This is a genomic window from Aureispira anguillae, from assembly GCF_026000115.1.
Classification (GTDB): domain Bacteria; phylum Bacteroidota; class Bacteroidia; order Chitinophagales; family Saprospiraceae; genus Aureispira; species Aureispira anguillae.
Window position 1 is genome coordinate 3,062,588 of sequence record NZ_AP026867.1, and the last position, 18,165, is coordinate 3,080,752.

Genomic DNA, 18,165 nt, shown 5'->3' on the forward strand with positions numbered 1-18,165 from the left:
GATGCGCTATTTAATCCTTTTTTTTTGCGTCTTTAGCCTTTTTGCTTGTCAAGAACAAAATCAACAACATGATCTCGATATTCAATTAATCAAGGGCTATATAGCAACCCATAACATTCCTGCTATTGAGGATAATGAGGAAAATTATTTTTATGATTTGTACTTTGAAAGTGGCGATAGCATTGCTCCCATCTTAGGAAAAGGTTTGGATATTGAGGTCAGCTACAAAGCCTACCTTTTGGATGGTACGGTTGTTAGTGATGTCTCTAATTATATCGTAGAACTTGATGATGTTATTTATGGTTGGAAACTAGCGATTCCCAAAATGAATATCAACGATAAGATGCGGTTATTGCTTCCTTCTCGGTTGGCTTATGGCTCGGAGGGACAAGGTGGTATTCCTGCTAATTCGGTTGTTATTTTTGATATAGAATTGGTGGACATCTTTCCTCATTTTTAACCTTGTTGTTTCTTTATTTCCTATTGTAACGCTTTTGCTGTGGTAAAGCTTCATTCTTATAATTTGTCGTAAAATCATGCCCTCCAAAAAAGGTCTACTTACTGTTCTCTTTTTAACTGCACTAACTTATTGTATGTGGTTTTGTGCCCCTAATGATACAAGTGTGGTTACCGATTCCTTTAGAAACATGCACGATAGTGTAGAATATGTGGGGATGCAAACCTGTCGGAGTTGTCATCATGAAATCTACCAAACCTATATAAAAACAGGCATGGGGCAATCTTTTGGCAAGGCTACCTTAGCAAAAACAGCAGCTTCCTTTGGCGTTCACGATGTGGTTTACGATAAAGATTTGGATTTTTACTATCAGCCTTATTTCCAAGATTCTACTATGTATGTGTTGGAATTTAGGCTCAAAGGCAAAGACACGATTTACAAACGAATAGAACGCATTGATTATATTATTGGTTCAGGTCATCATACCAATTCTCACATGATCAACCGCAAGGGGTACATTTACCAAGCCCCCATTACTTATTATACCCAAGAGGGAAAATGGGATTTGGCACCAGGTTTTGAAGGAGGAGACAATCAACGTTTTGAACGGGCTATTTTATCAGAATGCCTAACCTGCCACAATCATACCCCCACCCCTGCTTCTGGGTCAGAAAACAAGTACCACAAGGTTCCTTTGGGGATAGAATGCGAACGCTGTCATGGTGCAGGAGGTTTGCATGTAAAAGAAAAACTAGCTGGAAAGCGAGTAGATACTTCCAAGTTTGTGGACTATAGTATTGTCAACCCTCGTCATCTATCTATTGATCGCCAAATGGATTTGTGTCAACGTTGCCATCTACAAGGGGTTGCGGTTTTAAAGGAAGGAAAAACCTTTTATGATTTTAAACCTGGCATGAAATTGTCGGATGTCATGAATGTATTTTTGCCTCGTTTTACCAATTCAGACAAGCGGTTTATAATGGCTTCTCAGGCCGATCGGTTGCAACTTAGCAATTGTTTTAAGGTATCAGGTCAATTATCTTGTATCAATTGCCACAATCCGCATCACGATGTGCATTCTACGACCCAAAACAATTATAATACTGCTTGCCAAGGCTGTCATAATCCTACGACCAAGCAGAGTAAGCTGTTAGATTGTTCGGCAACTGCTATTCAACGTCAAGCCGAAAAAGACAATTGCGTAGCTTGCCATATGCCTAGATCTGGAAGCATTGACATCCCTCATGTTAATATTACAGACCATTTTATCAGCAAAAACAATATAAAATCAACGACAAAAGACAGCCTTAGTCCCGAAAAAGTAGAAGAGATTGCAGGTTTTTTGGGTTTGGAAAGCTTGGTTATAAAAAATGCCAGCCCTTTGGAAATGGCAAGAGGCTATTTGGCACTTTGGGATAAATTTATGGGGACGCCAATGGTTTTAGATTCTGCTAAGTTTTATTTGGATCAATCTGTTGCCCCTAAAAAAGAAAAATTTAGCACGTTGGTTCACTACTATTTTAACAAAGCAGAATATGCCCTTTTGGTTTCTATTGCTTTGCCTCCAGAAGAGATCAATGATGCATGGACAGCTTATCGCATTGGCGAAGCAGCTGCAAAAAACAAAAACCTTCCTAAAGCATTGCTTTATTATAATCGGGCAGTTCAACTAAAACCTTATCATCTAAACTTTCAAGAAAAACTAGGTAGTTCTTATGCTCGTTCTAACCAATTAGCGGCTGCCCAAAAAGTCTTTAATTTTATTTTGAGAGAGGACCCTCAACGAAAAATGGCACTGGCAAACTTGGGTTTATTAAAAGCTCAACAAGGAAAAGTAACAGAAGCATTAAAACTATACGATAAGGCACTAAGAGTTGATCCAGATTATAAAAATGCTTTATTAAACAAAATTGGGTTGTTGGTTCAACTCAAACGAACAAAGGAAGCAGAACCAACCATTCAACATTTAATCCAAAAATACCCTTCTTATCAACGTATTTTGGAGCAGCGGGGAATTTTATAAATCCAGATTTTATCAGAACTCATAAAAGGAGTAAACAGAATTGGCATTAATTTAGGTATATAATAAGTAGGTTGATTTTTTTTATCAGCTCATATTATTCACTATCACTGAATTAAAGTATGTGTTTTTTGTTTCTTTTATAAAGCAGCCCCCGCTTACAAAACCATAAAGCACTAATTAACAAGCCAATACACCTTTAAGCAACAAAAATACTTAAAGATTGATTATCAACTTGATATGTTAATTTTTTTTTTATTTTTTGGAAAAAAAACAAAAAATTAGCCAACTACTATCTGAATAATACTATCTTACTATTACTAATACGCTCCCTTATTAAAAGTAAAAATATTATAAAATACTTATGACAATGAAGCAATACATTCTTATTCCTGCATTAATACTCCTAAGCATTTCATTAACATTGGGACAACAAAACACGACCAATACAAATATGAAATTCTACCATATAGATGTAGAGGTATCTATTGATAAATCCTTTATCAAAGGAGCTGTAAAATGTGAGTTTGTTGCGGTAAAACCAGAGGTTACGACACTGACTATGGATTTAGCAGATCAACTAAAAGTTAGTAAAATAGAAGGTGCTGAAACTTTTGAGCAAAAAAACAACCAGCTTTTTATTACGCTTTCTGGCGATCCTCTAAAAAAAGAGCAGCGAACGAATATTACCATTCACTATGAAGGCGAGCCGCCTGTTCTGGAAGATAGCGATGGAATAAGAAAAGGGCTTGTCTATGATACACATGGCAAAAATGATAATCCTGTTATTGCTAGTGTCTGCTATCCCAATGGTGGCTTTTTGTGGTTCCCTTGCAAAAAGGGATTGGGTGACAAAGTAGATTCTATCTATATTGATGTCACCATTGAGGACAAGAAGGTTACAGAAGTTTTTTTTAATCCCAAAACTAAAGAAGAGGAAGCAAGGGAAATGCCAATTATAGTGGTTTCAAATGGAAAACTAGAAGGGGTAAAAAAAGTAGATGAAAACAAAAAAAAGTACGAATGGCGTCATCGTCATCGCATTGCTCCCCATCATGTTTTATTGGCTATTTCTAATTTTATGAAAGCAGAGTCTGAGTTTAATGGGCGTGGCTATAAATTTCCTATTGACTTTTACTTATTCCCCGAAAAATTAAAAGAATCTTCTGCTATGATGCGCAGGGTTCCTGAAATTATGACTTGTTTAACCAATACCTTTGGTCCATACCCGTATAGAGATGAAGGGTTTAATGTTACCCAAGTTGGTATTGCTCTAGGAATGGATGGGATGCCGACACAAACCAATGTACTATTGGAGGACATGAAGGCGACTCACATGTACAAAGTCGTACACCAAATGGCAAGTATGTGGTTTGGGAATCATATTTCACCAAAAGCATGGCAAGATGCTTGGATTACAGAAGCTTTAGCTACCTATGCGGAAGCTATGTGGCAAGAATATAAGCGTGGCCTAACGGTTTATCAAATTATTTTGGACGAAAAAGAATACTTTGAAGGGGGTAAACTTTACTTGGATGATCGCAAAGACTATTCTGAAGAGCGACTAAGTAAAAAAGGAATGTATGCCATTCACATGCTCCGAGGTATTATGTCTGATACTTATTTTTTTGAAACACTTAAAGCCATTACGTCAGGTAAACGAATGCGTGGAAATTGGTCTAGAACCTATCTCAGTACAGATGTTTTTAGAGAAATTTGTGAATATTATGCGAGCGAAAATGTGGAACGAAACTATAAGTTTTTCTTTGATCAATGGATTCGTGGAGAATTTTATCCTTCCTATAAAATTTCTTACTCGGTTAGTGGTAGTAATATTGATTTGAATGTACAACAAAGTGAATTGGAAAGTACGCCTTCTATTTTTACTATGCCCTACAAAATCGAAGTGGAACTGGAAGATGGTACCGTTGTCAAAAAAGTACTAAACGACGATCAAAATAAAGAAATTTTTAACGCAGCCGACCAAAATTTCAAAATCCAAGCAAATGGTCCTGTAAAAGAGGTTCGATTTGATCCCTCCAACTGGATTTTTAAGGACTTAAAGTATACTCGTAAGGTTACCAATGACCGCTTTCCCATTAAGGATTTAGAAATTACCACTAGTAATCATAGAAGAAAATTAGAGGTCAAGTATAATGTATCTAAAAAACAAGATGTAACCATAGAACTTTTTCAAGTAGCAGATGGAATTAGCCTAAAAGAAGATAAATCTGTCAATCTCCAAACCTTCAAAAAAGAAGCAGGCGAACAATCTCATTTGTTTAAAATTCCACTCGGTTATGGTTCTCGTGGCGTATTCAAATTAGTCGTTACTGGAAAAGGGGAAACCTTTACCAAAATTTTACGACTAAAGCGCATCAAAGAGATTTTCTAGGTCAATCATTTTATAAATAAATGTTCAACCTTATAAAAAAGTCATGATTTAAAGTTCATGACTTTTTTATTTCCCTACTTAATTAACCAATTGGTCAATTTTATTTATCTTAGAGCATTCAATCTTATATTTTTTAGTTGGCTAGGCTCATGAGATAGTTGAAAAAAAATAAAAACCAACCTCAAATTAACCGAATATTACTGTTTACAAAGCACTACTTCGAGACTCAAATGCAATAAAATGAAACATACAGAATTTGGCTGGGATAGCCCTAGCAAAGTTAAAATATATGCACAAGGCTGGTGGCCAGACGAAAAAAAATACAAAAGCCCTAAAGGAATTATATTATTAATTCACGGATTGGGCGAACACTCTTCTCGCTACACGCATGTTGCAGAATTTTTTACCCATCATGGTTTTGCCATTTTGACTTGTGATCGATCTGGGCACGGAAAATCAGGTGGCAAACGTGGGCACATTGCCAAGTATGAATATGTATACGATGACATTGTAAAATTACATAGTGAAGCTAGTCGCCGTTATCCTAAAGCACCTGTGTTTTTATACGGTCACAGTATGGGAGGGGGTATTGTGATAGATTATTTGCTCAACAAAAAGCATACAGGATTAAAAGGAGTAATTGCAACTTCTCCATTGTTGGAGCCTGCCTTCAAACCACCTGCTTTTTTATTGATGCTCGGAAAAATAATCCGTCCTATTTATCCAAAATTCACTCAAGATAATCAACTAGATGCTGGGCTTATCTCTAGAGATAAACTGGTAGTAGAAGCTTACACAAAAGATCCATTGATTCACAGCAAAGTTACTTCTGAGACAGCTATTGGGATGCTCCAATCGGGCGAAAATAGCCTTCGTTCAGTATCAAAAGTAAAGCTACCGCTTCTTCTTGTTCACGGCAGCAAAGATGGAATTACTTCCTCAACTGCTACTCAACAATTTGCCAATAAAGCAACAGGAGATGTCACGTTAAAAATTTGGGAAGGAGGTTATCACGAGCTCCATAATGAGCCCGAAAAATTAGAGGTACTGGATTATATTTATCAATGGATATTACAAAAACTATAGAACTATTTTTATATTTGGCACTTCGTTTTGAAAGAGACGAAAAGCTAAATTGAACCAAATTTCAAACTTAATATTAATATTTAATTCTTATGACCGCAAAAGAATTTATCCTAGGCTTTCCTGATAGAATTAACCCTGAATCTTTAGAAGGTAAAGGTGATACTTGCTTTCACTTTAAGATTTCAGGCGATGGTGGCGGAGAGTTTACAGCCGTTATTAAAGGAAATGAATTTTCTGTTGTAGAAGGATTAGAAAACGAGGCAAAATGTGTGATTACTACTTCTGATAAAGTACTAATGGCCATCATCAATCGTGAGCAAAATCCAATGACTGCTGTTATGTTTGGCAAACTTAAAATTAGCAACTTAAACGAAATGACTAAATTTGCTAAGCCTCTAGGTTTAATGTAGACAAAACTGTTTAAATTTTAAATAGCTAACGCCCCTAAAGCAATATGTTTTAGGGGCGTTTTCTTTAGAATTTGTCTCCTCCTAAAACAACTTTAGCATGTAAACAATAAAACTAAAAGATATTGTGCGATCATGGTGCCATCCATTAATGCCGTAAAGTAATAATCGTGTTTTTGTTGGGGCGAGTAATAGATAAAAATACCTGTTGACAGTCCAGAAAAGCACAAGGCAAAGGCAATATTTTGAGGATAAATTTGACCGATTAAAAGCATCCAAAAAACCAATATAATCGTTGCTAAATAAAGGGTATTCCGAACACCAATGGTAGCAGGTAAGGTACGAACGTTGTTCTTTTTATCAATTTCCCAATCTCTTAGATCAAAAGGAAGGGTAATCGCAAAAATAAATAACATACGCTCTACCAACATTCCTATTGTTCTAGTTTCTATAGGTATATTGTGTTCTAATATTGGCAACAAAACGGTAACATAAGCCCAAACTATCGCAATCAAAAATATTTTCACAAAATGAAGATCTCTCAATCTTAATTTTTGACTTCCCATAAATGGAATTACATAACCTAAAGAAAGTACAGCAGGGATAACTAATGCGTATTGAGTTGTCTGATTCAAAAATAAAAAACAAATTGCTCCTCCAACCATTCCCAAGATAGCATAACTTCGAATATGCCTTTTGTAATCTCCAATAACATTAAATCGCTCTACCTCTAAGCTTTTATCTACCTTTGACAAGCTCACCAAACGATGCAAGGCATAGATGACTAGGGTAGAAAAAAAAACAAGCCCTACCAAAGCAGTGCTTGTTTTTATAGTTATCTTGAATACATACAAAGTTTGAGCAGTCATAGCTACTGCACATAATGCAATATAAATATTGCTATACAATAGAAAATTGATCAGCTTTATCATTCAACTTTGACTAAAACTTATTTATGTAAAATATCTAAAATCGTGTTGATCTTCAATTTTTTGCAACGCTTGATAAATCAAACTAATAACATGCTCCACATCTTTTTTATGTGCCATTTCTACGGTTGTGTGCATATACTTGATGGGCAATGAAATCAAAGCCGATGGCACTCCCCCATTTGAAAAAGCAAACGCATCGGTATCCGTTCCTGTAATACGAGAACTAGCACTCAATTGATAAGGAATTTGGTTCGCTTCTGCCGCCTCCCGAATCAATTTTAATAAATTGTTGTGAACTGCTGGACCAAACGTCAAATCAGGTCCTTTTCCTCCTTTTATATCGCCATGTTTTTCTGTACTCACTAAAGGCGTGTGTGTATTGTGAGAAACATCTGTTACAATAGCAACATTTGGTTTGATGGTTTCTGTAATCATCTTCGCACCATTCAGCCCCACTTCTTCTTGTACGGCATTAACAATGTACAAACCGAAAGGCAATTCAACCTTGTTTTGGTGCAACAAGCGAGCTACTTCTGCAATACAAAATCCTCCAATTCTGTTGTCTAAAGCACGACCTATATAGTAACGATCATTTAAAACTTCAAAGGTATCCGAATAGGTAATGACACAACCTGGGTGAATCCCCATTTCCAGTACTTCTTCCTTACTTTCTGCTCCTACATCAATAAATATATTGTCTAATTTAGGAGTCAACTTAGCGTCATCGCCTCTTCTGGTATGAATTGCTGGCCAGCCAAATACACCCCGTACAATTCCTTTTCCAGTGTGAATATTAACCCGCTTGGAAGGAGCTATGATATGATCTGAACCACCATTTCGAACCACTTTGATGTAACCTTCACTCGTAATATAATGAACAAACCACGAAATTTCATCGGCATGAGCTTCTATCACAACCTTGTATTCTGCTTCAGGATTAATAATCCCGTAAACAGTACCATAATTATCTACTTTGTAGTCATCAATATAAGGTTTGATATAATCCAACCACATTTTTTGCCCTGGAGCCTCAAAGCCAGTAGGCGAAAAATTGTTTAGGTAAGCCTCTAAAAATTGTTCTGATTTTTTTGTTATAATCGACATGATGAATTCTGCTTAATTTCTTTATTATTTTAGCTTCCAAAGATACAATAGTTTTATAAAAAACTAAATAATCATCTCAATATCATTTTAAAGCCCACCATCCTTTTAGCAAGTTATGCTTTGATGGTTGTTTCCCTTCTTTGCCAACTCCCAATTTTGGCAATGATCTAAGTTTTGATGAGTGCTTATTTTACACCAACACAACCCCCTGAAAATCAAATTCAAAAACAAGAAAAGAAACCCAAAAACAACTACTGCATTGTTTAGTTTTTTAATTTTTCCAATGTAAATTAATTAATAATTTTTTGTAAATTTGCGTTTAATTTTTTGTTGTTTTTTATACAACTTCAGTTTCTAATCTTTAATTAATGAAGTATCTATTCACCATTTTATTTTCTTGCTGCCTCCTAGAGTTGGCTTATACACAAATTGTTAACCGCTATCCTAACATTCAACGCCCTTCACAAACAACGGCAACGATTGCTTGGCGCCGTGCCAACGCTTCTACAGGAACGCTCTATTTAGGAACCGCTCCTAATGTTTGGTTTGATTCTGTTACAACTGTTGGTTTAGCACAAAAACACTTTTTTGATTTGGCAGGTCTACAAGCCAACACTCAATATTATTACCAAGTCAAATCTATCGCTCCCAATGATACATTTGTTTCTGCCATTGAGCATTTTGAAACCGCTCCGCTTCCCTTAGAAGACAAAGTAAGTTTTTTAGCTTATGGGGATTGTGGTTACAATAATACCATGCAAAACCAAGTAGGTGGTCTGATGGAACAAGAAGCGGTTGACTTTGCATTGGTAACTGGTGATATTGACCAAAATATAGGCGACAACTATGATGGGATTTTCTTTGGTGTTTACAAAGATATGCTAAAACAAAACTGTCATTTTACTTGTATTGGCAATCACGATACGTATGCTGATAATGCAGCTACTTACTTAGATGCTTTTTATTTATTTAGTAATAATCCTGCTAATACAGAACGTTATTACTCCTTTGAATGGGGAGATGCTAAATTTGTTTGTTTGGATGCCAATTTAGATTATACCATAGGCTCTGCTCAACACAATTGGATGTTAGATGAATTCAAGTGTAACGACAAAAAATGGTTGTTCATTTTCTTTCATCAACCACCTTGGACCAATGCTTGGAGTTTGGATTATTATGTTCCCTTTTCTCCTTATTTTCTATACCAAGGAGATGAAGATATGCGTACAGACTTAGTTCCCGAATTTGAAAAATATGGGGTTGATTTTGTAGTGAATGGTCATTCTCATTGTTACCAACGAGGCGCTATGAATGGCGTTCAGTACTTGGTAACAGGTGGTGCAGGAGCAAGCACACTTGATGCCAATACCAATAGTAATGCACCTAATTTAAGTGTTGAAATTTACGAAAATCACTATATTCGATTTGATATCAATGGCGATACAGCCAAATATGTGATGATTAACAACAATGGGCAACGTAGAGACTCTGTAGTAGTGATTAAGCCTTACCTGCATTATAGCCAAAATATCAGCAGTTCTAATGCAAGTTGTAATGGGGCAAACGATGGACAGGCTATTTTAACCGTGTCTGGTCCTAAGCCTCCTTATACCTTTCTGTGGGATAATGGACAAACGAGCGCTAATTTGACTGGCTTAGCCCCTGGCACTTATCACGTAGCGATTATTGACTCTGTAGGTTGTGAACGTACCGACAGTGTTGTCATTACAGAACCAACTGCATTAACTACGCAAATCACCACTGCAACAGGAGACTATATCATTTGTGACAGTACCCCATTAAGCTTATCCGCAATAGGAAACTTTACCAATTATACTTGGTCTACGGCCGACACTACTTCCACGATCCAAGTAGTCTCACCTAATGTTTATACCGTAACGGCTTATGATGCGTTGGGTTGTGCCTCTGCTCCTTATAGTATTACGGTTACCGCTGAAACAAGCCCCAATAATACGACCTTCCTCCACAATTCAACAGGATTAAATGCCAGCTTTACAACTGCTAATACAGGAAACTATCTTTGGGATTTTGGAGACAATACAACTTCTACCCTTCAGCATCCAAATCATAACTATAGTACTGCAGGTGTTTATACCGTACAGTTAGTAGTTAGCAATGCTTGTGGCAGCGATACAAGCAGTCAGCTTGTAACCATTGTTGGAACCAATACAACAACCATTGAAACGCTCCAAGCGCTAGAGCTTTCACTTACGCCTAACCCTTTTAGTGAATTTACCATACTAAGTTTTAACAATCCTACGCAGGAAACGTTTAGCTTAAGCATAACCGATGTGCAAGGAAAAATACTAAGAAATTATACCAATATCACTGGTAACCAGATCCAAATCGATAAAAAAGAGCTAAGTGCTGGCACTTATCTATATACGCTCAAAAGCGATGCGATTAGTGTCAGTGGAAAATTATTGATTCAATAATTCCTTTTGCGCTAAAAATTGGAGAAGGTTTTTTATTCCTTCTTTTTATCCATCAACTCATTATCACTGCTAGATAATGAGTTGATTTTTTTTGCAAACTAGCTTGTTGTTTTTCAGCTTAAATGCTTAACAAGCTAGTCCCCACATTTTCACCTTCTGCACAAAACGACACACTTAACAAGTCAGTCAACACAGCTACCAATTCTAGCTTGTTCCCTATCGGTTATTGATGTATCTTAAACCTTAAAAAATATCCGACAACTCCACTTTTAGGGAGCTTACTCAATCCAAAATATCTACTTCCTCCATTATGAAAAAAACAATCCACCTTATTTTAGTTATTAGTACATTCATTTTATGCTGGACAGCATGTACCAAAGAAGATAGCCCACCACTTGACTCAAAAGTTCCCATTACTCTAAAAGGAAAAATTATTGATGAGCAGGGTACGGCTTTAAGTGGTGTTCAGTTGAGTCTTAGCAATAGTTCCTCTTCTACTATTAGCGATGCGAATGGGCAATTTGATTTTAGTACAACTGCCCTTCCACAAGAACGGGCTATTCTTAAAGCCAACTTAGCCAATTATATGAGTGGGTCGTTCTCCTTTGAAGTGGAAGCCAACCAAAGCTATTCAACCACGCTCGTATTAGGGCAAGCCGATGCGAATCAAACCATTTCTGTCACAACAGGCGGCACAATAAACTTGCCTAGTGGTGCAAAAGTAGCACTTCCTGCCAATGGTGTTAGCCTAATGGACGGCAGTCCTTATAATGGCAATAACATTCAGGTTCAAGTTAAAGAAATTAATTCTGATTTAGGGGTTACATTCAGTGCACAAATACCAGGCAATACCCTAAGTGCCATTGATGTTAATGGCAATGAACGAGAGTTGGTTTCCTTCGGGATGTTACGAGTTGAATTGTCAGGAGATAATGGACAGCCCTTGCAATTGACAACAGGCAATACATCTACCCTTACTTTTTCTATTCCGAACGATCAACAATCTACAGCTCCCAATAGTATCCCACTCTGGTATTTTGACGAAGCGGCAGGACTTTGGAAGGAAGAAGGAATGGCAACCAAACAAGGGGCTACCTATGTAGGAACTGTCTCGCATTTTACTACTTGGAATTGCGATCAACCCCACCCTCCCTGTTTTATATCGGGCTGTGTAACAGACAGTCTAGGCATTCCATTGGCGGGCATTCCGCTAATTGTTGGGCAAACACAAGTTTATACAGATGATGGAGGCTGTTTTAATGTACTTATTCCTGCTCAATTTTTGCCCATTATCATTTATTCTATAGATTATAACCTGCTTCAAACCTGCTTTTTGTACAACTTAACAGCAGTTATTAGCCCTAACACTACTTATAATATAGGAACTGTAATCTGCAATGCTACCAACACAGCGAATTGGAATATTAACATACCTGATACGGTTGTTGGAAATTTGGGTGCTACCCTTACTGTTCCTATACACATTAAAGATAGCCTAAACCAAAATATTCCCAATACAACCGTTACCGCAACCGTTATTAGTGGTGGTGGAACCCTTATTAACAACCAAGTGACGACTAATGCAAGTGGAATTGCCCTTATTGAATGGAACAGTACCAATAGTGGTGTTCAAGAAATTATGCTTTCAATTGGTGCTATTAATAAAACCGTCATTGGCAAACACATTAGTATTACAACAGGTAGTATGACTGACTCTAGAGACAATGAAACCTATGCTACTGTCACAATAGCAGGACAAACCTGGCTTGCTGAAAACCTACGGTATGATGTTCCTGCTGTTTATACAGATACCTTAGATATTAGCAATCCCAATCTAAAATATGGTCGCATTTACGATTGGGCAACGATAATGAATGGCAGTCCCTCTAGCAATAATGTCCCCAGTGCAGTTCGAGGTATTTGCCCCTTAGGTTGGCACCTTCCCTCAGATGCTGAATTTAATATACTGGAAGTGAACCTTGGTCTGGATCCTGCCAATTTAATTTCTCATGGTACACGAGGTGGTCATTATGCACCTTCTATGAAATCAACAACAGGTTGGTACAACAATGAAAATGGCACCAATAGTAGCCTATTTAATGTCTTGCCTGCTCCTTATGGTTTCCCTGCGAATAACAATGGAACGCTTACAGCAATTTGGACCGCAACAGCGAGTTTTAATGGTGGTTCTTTAGCCCGTTATTTTTACCATAATAAAAATGGTGTTCACAAAGGCAGTAATATCACTAATGATCGCCTTAGTTGCCGTTGTATTCAAGATTAAATCTTAATGTTTGATAAGGCTACACGGTTCTTTTCATGAGAAAGAACCGTGTAGTTACTTTTTTAGCAACAATATTTTTTTAGTTTTCAGCCCCTAATTCCACCTGCATATACTCCTCTGTTTCATAATCTATAACGCTTCACATTATCCTATTTTTTATGCTCTAACATCCGTTAATACTTTCAAAAGATCAGCAATCACGCAACTTTTTTTTAACAGATTTTGTATATTGATTATACAGGTTTCATAAGAGACAATACAATCACATATTAATCCATCTATTCATGGAAAATAAATTAATTAAAGCCGCAAAATTTGTACGAAAAATGAGTAACAATAATAATAATGAAGATTTGAATCAACGAGCAGAATCCGCTGTCCGAAATCATGTTATTTGGTCGATGGGAGCTGGTTTTATTCCAATTCCAATCGCTGATTTTGTGGCTGTTGCAGCCGTTCAATTGGATATGATTCGAACCATTAGCAATATTTATGGCGTTGATTTCAAAGAAACGGAAGGCAAAGCATTGGTTACTTCTCTAACGGGTTCTGGCTTATCAAGATTGGGTGCAAATGCCTTAATTAAATTAATCCCTGGCTTTGGGTCTGTTTTAGGGGGCGTTTCTATGTCTATTGTCTCTGGAGCATCTACTTATGCACTGGGACAGGTATTCAAAACGCATTTTTCTGTTGGAGGAACCTTTTTAGATTTTGATACCGACCGCTTCCAACGCTATTATGATGAGCAATTTGAAAAAGGAAAAGAAGTAGCCCAAGATATTCAAAAAGAAAAAGAAGAAAACGGTGCGGTAGCAGAAGATCCCATCGCCTACACACACACGCAAAAAGAGGAAGTGCCAACTGCCCAAGATGCTACACCTAATGCTCCAGATGCTAACTCTGAAATTGTTCGCAAACTCAAAGAGTTGGCCGAACTAAAAGATATGGGGGTAATTGACGATGAAGAGTTTGCTCAGATGAAAGCTCGTTTAATTGAAAATTACAAATAGAGCTCACAATCCTTAATACATTATAACCGTATTTTCTAGTAAATTCAAAATTTGAATTTACTAGATCTTTATTGAACGATAACCCATTGTTAGACAAGAGTTGTAACAGATCTTGGGTATTGGATTATTTAGTTGAATTGGAAAGTATTATTCCTAATAATTATACTTTTTTTTTCAAAAAATTTATATTCGTGCCCATTATTCATAACATTACCTAACTCCCTAAAATATTACATCATGAATAAACTTATGTTTATGCTTGTTTTGGTATTTTTGGCACCGAATTTAATCTTTGCCAACGATTACCAAAAGGCTTGGGAAGCCATTTCCAACAAAGATTTAAAAACAGCAAAAAAATTGCTAGAAACTGCCCAAAAAGATCCTCAATACGCCGTTGATGCAGGACTTACTTTAGTCTTATTGGAATCTTTTGAAGGGCATACAGAAAGCGTTAGCACTTCATTTTCTCAGTTTTATAATAAAACCGATAATCCAAATCCTTATTTGTACGCACTTTGGTTTTATGAAGGTTTTGTAGGAGAATATGGAAAAAAAAGCAAAGAGCAACTCAAACTTCTAAAACGAATCCAAAAAGACGACAACTGCAATGGTACCATCAAAGCGGCTTCTTTTTACTCAGAAGGGATGCATTATTTAAAATCCAATGATTTTAAAAATGCCAAAAAGAGATATGCTGGAATTGGTGGGCTTCGTGCTTGGCAATTTGTTGGCCCTTTTGAAAATACCTTAGGCAGTGGTTTTGACAAACAACATGCGCCTATTAATAAACCTGAACAAACGGCTCAATTTACCTCTAAAGGTAACTACCCGATCAAGTGGTTTACTCCTCCGCATATTGCTCCTGAAAGCTGGATTTTTATTAGACAGCACATGAATGAATACGATGCGATTGTTTATGCACAAACCTTCGTAGAATCAGACTCAGATCAAGAAGCTTATATCTGTGCAGGTCTAAATGGAAGTATGAAACTTTGGGTGAATGACCAATTGGTTGTTCGACAAGAAAAAGAGGTGGTAACCGAAATGGATACTTATAACAATAAGATCCAATTAAAAAAAGGAGTGAATAGAATCTTGGTTCAAATTGGTTTTTCTGGTAACTCAGCCAATTTTATGGTGCGCATCACCGATAAAAATTACCAACCTATTCCCAACTTAAAAGAAAGTGTTGTTTATAAAAATTATCCGAAAGTTGGTGGAGACATTAGTGCTAAAGCAATGAGCCTGTTTTCAGAAGATTATTTCGAAGCAAAAATTAAGGAAGATCCTAAAAACCCAATCAATTATATCTTGTTGAGCAAGGCTTATACTCGTGCTGCAAAAGAAAATCAAGCAAGAGCAACCATTGACAAGGGCTTGGCGCTTTATCCTGATAATGTCTTATTAAGATCTCAACTCATCAATACTTACTTGGTTCTAGAAAATAGAACTGGTGTTTTAAAAGAAATTGACTGGATCAAACAAAACTTGCCCAACAACTATTATCCTTTGTCGGTTGAAGTTTCGGAATTGCTTCAAGATGAAAAGTACAACGAAGCCGAAGCTGTTCTAAAAAAGATCATTGAAGTGTATGGGGAAAATGAATTTACCTATCTCAATGCCATCAAATTAGCCAAAGCACAAGGTGAAACGGAGCGCTTGCTTTCCCTAATCAAAGAAAGCTACAAAACCTATCCAGAAAATTCGACGTTTGTTGCCTTGCAATATCAAGTAGAAAAAGAAAGAGGGAAAAACGCTTCTAAAGTTATCCAAATCTTGGAAAAATACTGCGAGAAAACCTATGACTATCAAATGGCTGCTGGCTTGATTGAGGAGTATAAAAACCAAGGAAACGCAGAAGCGATCATGAATTTGCTGACTAAGTTGCAAGAAGGGTTCCCTTATGAAACTTCTTTTATGCGTGAATTGGCTTTGTTCCACTATTTAATCCAACGTTACGACCGTGCCATCAAATATATGTCGGATGCTATTGACCAAGGTCCTTATCGAGCGGATGTATGGAATGGAATGGGTATTATTTACGAACAAAAAGGAGAAACGGAAAAAGCCTTAGAAGCTTACGAAAAAAGTTTGGTTTACAACACCAATCAGTATGATTTGCGACACAAGGTGAACAAGCTAAAAAACAAGGCAGAATTGACCCAATACTTACCTATTGAGGACGAGTATGAAGCCATTAAAAACACAGTTGTTACAGAAGATAAAAAAGGTAGAGATTGGTATTACATTTTCTATAAAGAAGATATTATTTTATTTCCTAAAGGAGCCTGCGAAGAGTACCATAGTATGTCCGCAAAAATTGTTTCTAAACAGGGAATTGACGATTGGAAATCGATTCGTTTGCCCTACGATAGTTACCGCCAAAGTATCGTCATTGAACATGCAGAAGTCATCAAAGATGGTGGGCAAAAACTAGATGCAGAACGCAATAGAAATGTTTTGGTCTTTACGGATTTAGAGGTAGGAGATGTTGTTTATATTAAATATAAAATCCAAAACTACACCTATGGTCGTTTTGCCCAAGATTTTTGGGACAAATACACCTTCAATGCCTTCGTCCATACCGATTATAGCCAGTATTGCTTGCTTGTTCCAAAAGGTTTAGAGTTTGAATACCATATGCAAAACTCAGATCTGAAACCTAAAATTGAAGAAAAGGGTGATTATATCCGTTATTTATGGTCCGCAAAAGATTTGGCTCCCTTAGAGTCTGAAACATGGATGCCAACCATCAATGATGTAGGAATGAATCTTCATATTTCTACCATCAAAGATTGGAAAGCCGTAGCAGATTGGTACAGTGCCATTTCAAATACTCAAGCTAAAATAGATTTTGATTTAGAAGAATTACTCAAAGAAATTTTGCCCAAAGGAATAACAGCATATTCTGAACTGGAAAAATCAAAATTGATCTATAATTACATCGTTAAAAACATCAATTATAGCTCTATTCCTTTTAGACAAAGTGCTTATGTTCCTCAAAAACCAGGCAAAACATTCCAAACCAAATTAGGTGACTGCAAAGACGTTTCTACCTTATTTGCTACGCTTGGACGAAAAGCAGGACTAGATATTAATTTGGTATTGGTGGATACGAGGGATAATGGAGCGCAAGATTTAATTTTACCTTCGCTCAATTTTAATCATTGTATCGCCAAATTAAACTTGCCAGATGGTGCTCGTTATTTAGAATTAACGAATGCGAACTTACCCTTTGGAGCGGTTCCTGGATCACTCTTAGATGCTATGATTCTCGATATTCCTCAGGATATGAATAATCTGTCTGAAACTCCTAAGTTGGTTGCTTTGAAAGACGTTATTCGAACGCCTAATGAGATTCATCGTTACAAAGAAGTCAGTGTAGAAGGAAAAGATTTAAAAATCGTTGCCAAAACAACAAGAGTTGGTACCACAACTAGCTATACTAGAAATACTTATTTAGATTTGGACAAAAAACGCCAAAGAGATAATATGACAGAGGCTATTAATAGTAGTTTTAATAATCCTGTTGAATTGGAAGCGTTATCTTTTGAAAAATTAGATGAGTTAAACGATAGTTTAAACTATAATTATACCTATAAGGTAAAGAACGAGGTCATTTCTATTGGAGACATGCAAACCTTCAAAATACCATTTGCAGATTTGACAATTAGTCCAGAAGTATTTGCCAAAAATGAACGTACACATCCTATTGATTATCACATTGAGCGTGATTTGCAGGACGAAGAAATGACGGTTATCATTGGCAAAGATCAAACCTTTGTAGAAATTCCTAAAAATGTTTCGTTGGAATGCAAAGGGCTAAAATTTGAACTAAGCTATGAAAAAGTAGCCGAAAATAAGCTGTTGGTGCGCAAGTCTTTTTCTACTGTCAGAAAACAATTTGGGACAGAAGATTACGAAGCGTTAAAAACATTCTTTAATAAAATCATCACCCTTGAAGGGCAATTTTTAGCATTTAAAGCTAAAAAGTAGGTGATTTAATCCATAAGC

The 18,165-nt window shown here is 36.6% G+C and carries 11 protein-coding genes; 9 read left to right on the top strand and 2 right to left on the bottom strand.

Features of this window, described 5'->3' with window-relative positions; translation table 11 throughout:
- Position 1: 1 nt before the first annotated feature.
- The 5 genes from AsAng_RS11910 (at position 2) to AsAng_RS11930 (ending at position 6,368) form a co-directional block, all read left to right on the top strand.
- On the top strand, positions 2-460 hold the full coding sequence (locus AsAng_RS11910) for an FKBP-type peptidyl-prolyl cis-trans isomerase (RefSeq protein WP_264793012.1): 459 nt from the start codon (positions 2-4) through the stop codon (positions 458-460).
- A gap of 76 nt (positions 461-536) precedes the next feature.
- Entirely contained in the window at positions 537-2,480 is a 1,944-nt protein-coding gene (locus tag AsAng_RS11915; RefSeq protein ID WP_264793013.1) for a tetratricopeptide repeat protein, read from the top strand.
- Positions 2,481-2,847: 367 nt separating this feature from the next.
- Positions 2,848-4,872 (top strand): M1 family aminopeptidase, encoded by a 2,025-nt coding sequence (locus AsAng_RS11920; protein WP_264793014.1) that lies wholly within the window; start codon positions 2,848-2,850, stop codon positions 4,870-4,872.
- Positions 4,873-5,112: 240 nt separating this feature from the next.
- Complete coding sequence (locus AsAng_RS11925) at positions 5,113-5,958, top strand: alpha/beta hydrolase (protein WP_264793015.1); 846 nt, start codon at positions 5,113-5,115, stop codon at positions 5,956-5,958.
- 89 nt (positions 5,959-6,047) lie between these two features.
- Complete coding sequence (locus AsAng_RS11930) at positions 6,048-6,368, top strand: SCP2 sterol-binding domain-containing protein (RefSeq protein WP_264793016.1); 321 nt, start codon at positions 6,048-6,050, stop codon at positions 6,366-6,368.
- A gap of 92 nt (positions 6,369-6,460) precedes the next feature.
- Here AsAng_RS11930 and AsAng_RS11935 read toward each other — a convergent pair whose 3' ends face one another.
- Together AsAng_RS11935 and AsAng_RS11940 are read right to left on the bottom strand one after the other, a co-directional pair.
- Positions 6,461-7,297, bottom strand: a complete 837-nt coding sequence (locus tag AsAng_RS11935; RefSeq protein WP_264793017.1) for a UbiA family prenyltransferase — start codon at positions 7,295-7,297, stop codon at positions 6,461-6,463.
- A 21-nt stretch (positions 7,298-7,318) separates the two neighbouring features.
- Positions 7,319-8,401, bottom strand: a complete 1,083-nt coding sequence (locus AsAng_RS11940) for a M42 family metallopeptidase (protein WP_264793018.1) — start codon at positions 8,399-8,401, stop codon at positions 7,319-7,321.
- Positions 8,402-8,769: 368 nt separating this feature from the next.
- Here AsAng_RS11940 and AsAng_RS11945 point away from each other — a divergent pair, with 368 nt between their 5' ends.
- The 4 genes from AsAng_RS11945 to AsAng_RS11960 all read left to right on the top strand — a co-directional run bounded on the left by AsAng_RS11945 (position 8,770) and on the right by AsAng_RS11960 (position 18,147).
- Positions 8,770-10,857, top strand: coding sequence for a PKD domain-containing protein (locus tag AsAng_RS11945; protein WP_264793019.1), 2,088 nt, complete (start codon positions 8,770-8,772; stop codon positions 10,855-10,857).
- Positions 10,858-11,167: 310 nt separating this feature from the next.
- Positions 11,168-13,141 (top strand): FISUMP domain-containing protein, encoded by a 1,974-nt coding sequence (locus AsAng_RS11950; RefSeq protein ID WP_264793020.1) that lies wholly within the window; start codon positions 11,168-11,170, stop codon positions 13,139-13,141.
- Between the two features lie 284 nt (positions 13,142-13,425).
- Positions 13,426-14,151: a DUF697 domain-containing protein gene (locus AsAng_RS11955; protein WP_264793021.1), complete on the top strand. Its 726-nt coding sequence runs from the start codon at positions 13,426-13,428 to the stop codon at positions 14,149-14,151.
- 237 nt (positions 14,152-14,388) lie between these two features.
- Positions 14,389-18,147, top strand: a complete 3,759-nt coding sequence (locus AsAng_RS11960; protein ID WP_264793022.1) for a DUF3857 domain-containing protein — start codon at positions 14,389-14,391, stop codon at positions 18,145-18,147.
- Positions 18,148-18,165: the final 18 nt, after the last annotated feature.

Excerpts from the sequence above, each read along its gene's own strand:
- AsAng_RS11940 (WP_264793018.1), bottom strand. The coding sequence starts at position 8,401 with ATGTCGATTATAACAAAAAAATCAGAACAATTTTTAGAGGCTTACCTA.
- AsAng_RS11950 (WP_264793020.1), top strand. The coding sequence starts at position 11,168 with ATGAAAAAAACAATCCACCTTATTTTAGTTATTAGTACATTCATTTTA.
- AsAng_RS11915 (WP_264793013.1), top strand. The coding sequence starts at position 537 with ATGCCCTCCAAAAAAGGTCTACTTACTGTTCTCTTTTTAACTGCACTA.
- AsAng_RS11960 (WP_264793022.1), top strand. The coding sequence starts at position 14,389 with ATGAATAAACTTATGTTTATGCTTGTTTTGGTATTTTTGGCACCGAAT.
- AsAng_RS11945 (WP_264793019.1), top strand. The coding sequence starts at position 8,770 with ATGAAGTATCTATTCACCATTTTATTTTCTTGCTGCCTCCTAGAGTTG.
- AsAng_RS11955 (WP_264793021.1), top strand. The coding sequence starts at position 13,426 with ATGGAAAATAAATTAATTAAAGCCGCAAAATTTGTACGAAAAATGAGT.
- AsAng_RS11925 (WP_264793015.1), top strand. The coding sequence starts at position 5,113 with ATGAAACATACAGAATTTGGCTGGGATAGCCCTAGCAAAGTTAAAATA.
- AsAng_RS11935 (WP_264793017.1), bottom strand. The coding sequence starts at position 7,297 with ATGATAAAGCTGATCAATTTTCTATTGTATAGCAATATTTATATTGCA.
- AsAng_RS11930 (WP_264793016.1), top strand. The coding sequence starts at position 6,048 with ATGACCGCAAAAGAATTTATCCTAGGCTTTCCTGATAGAATTAACCCT.
- AsAng_RS11920 (WP_264793014.1), top strand. The coding sequence starts at position 2,848 with ATGAAGCAATACATTCTTATTCCTGCATTAATACTCCTAAGCATTTCA.
- AsAng_RS11910 (WP_264793012.1), top strand. The coding sequence starts at position 2 with ATGCGCTATTTAATCCTTTTTTTTTGCGTCTTTAGCCTTTTTGCTTGT.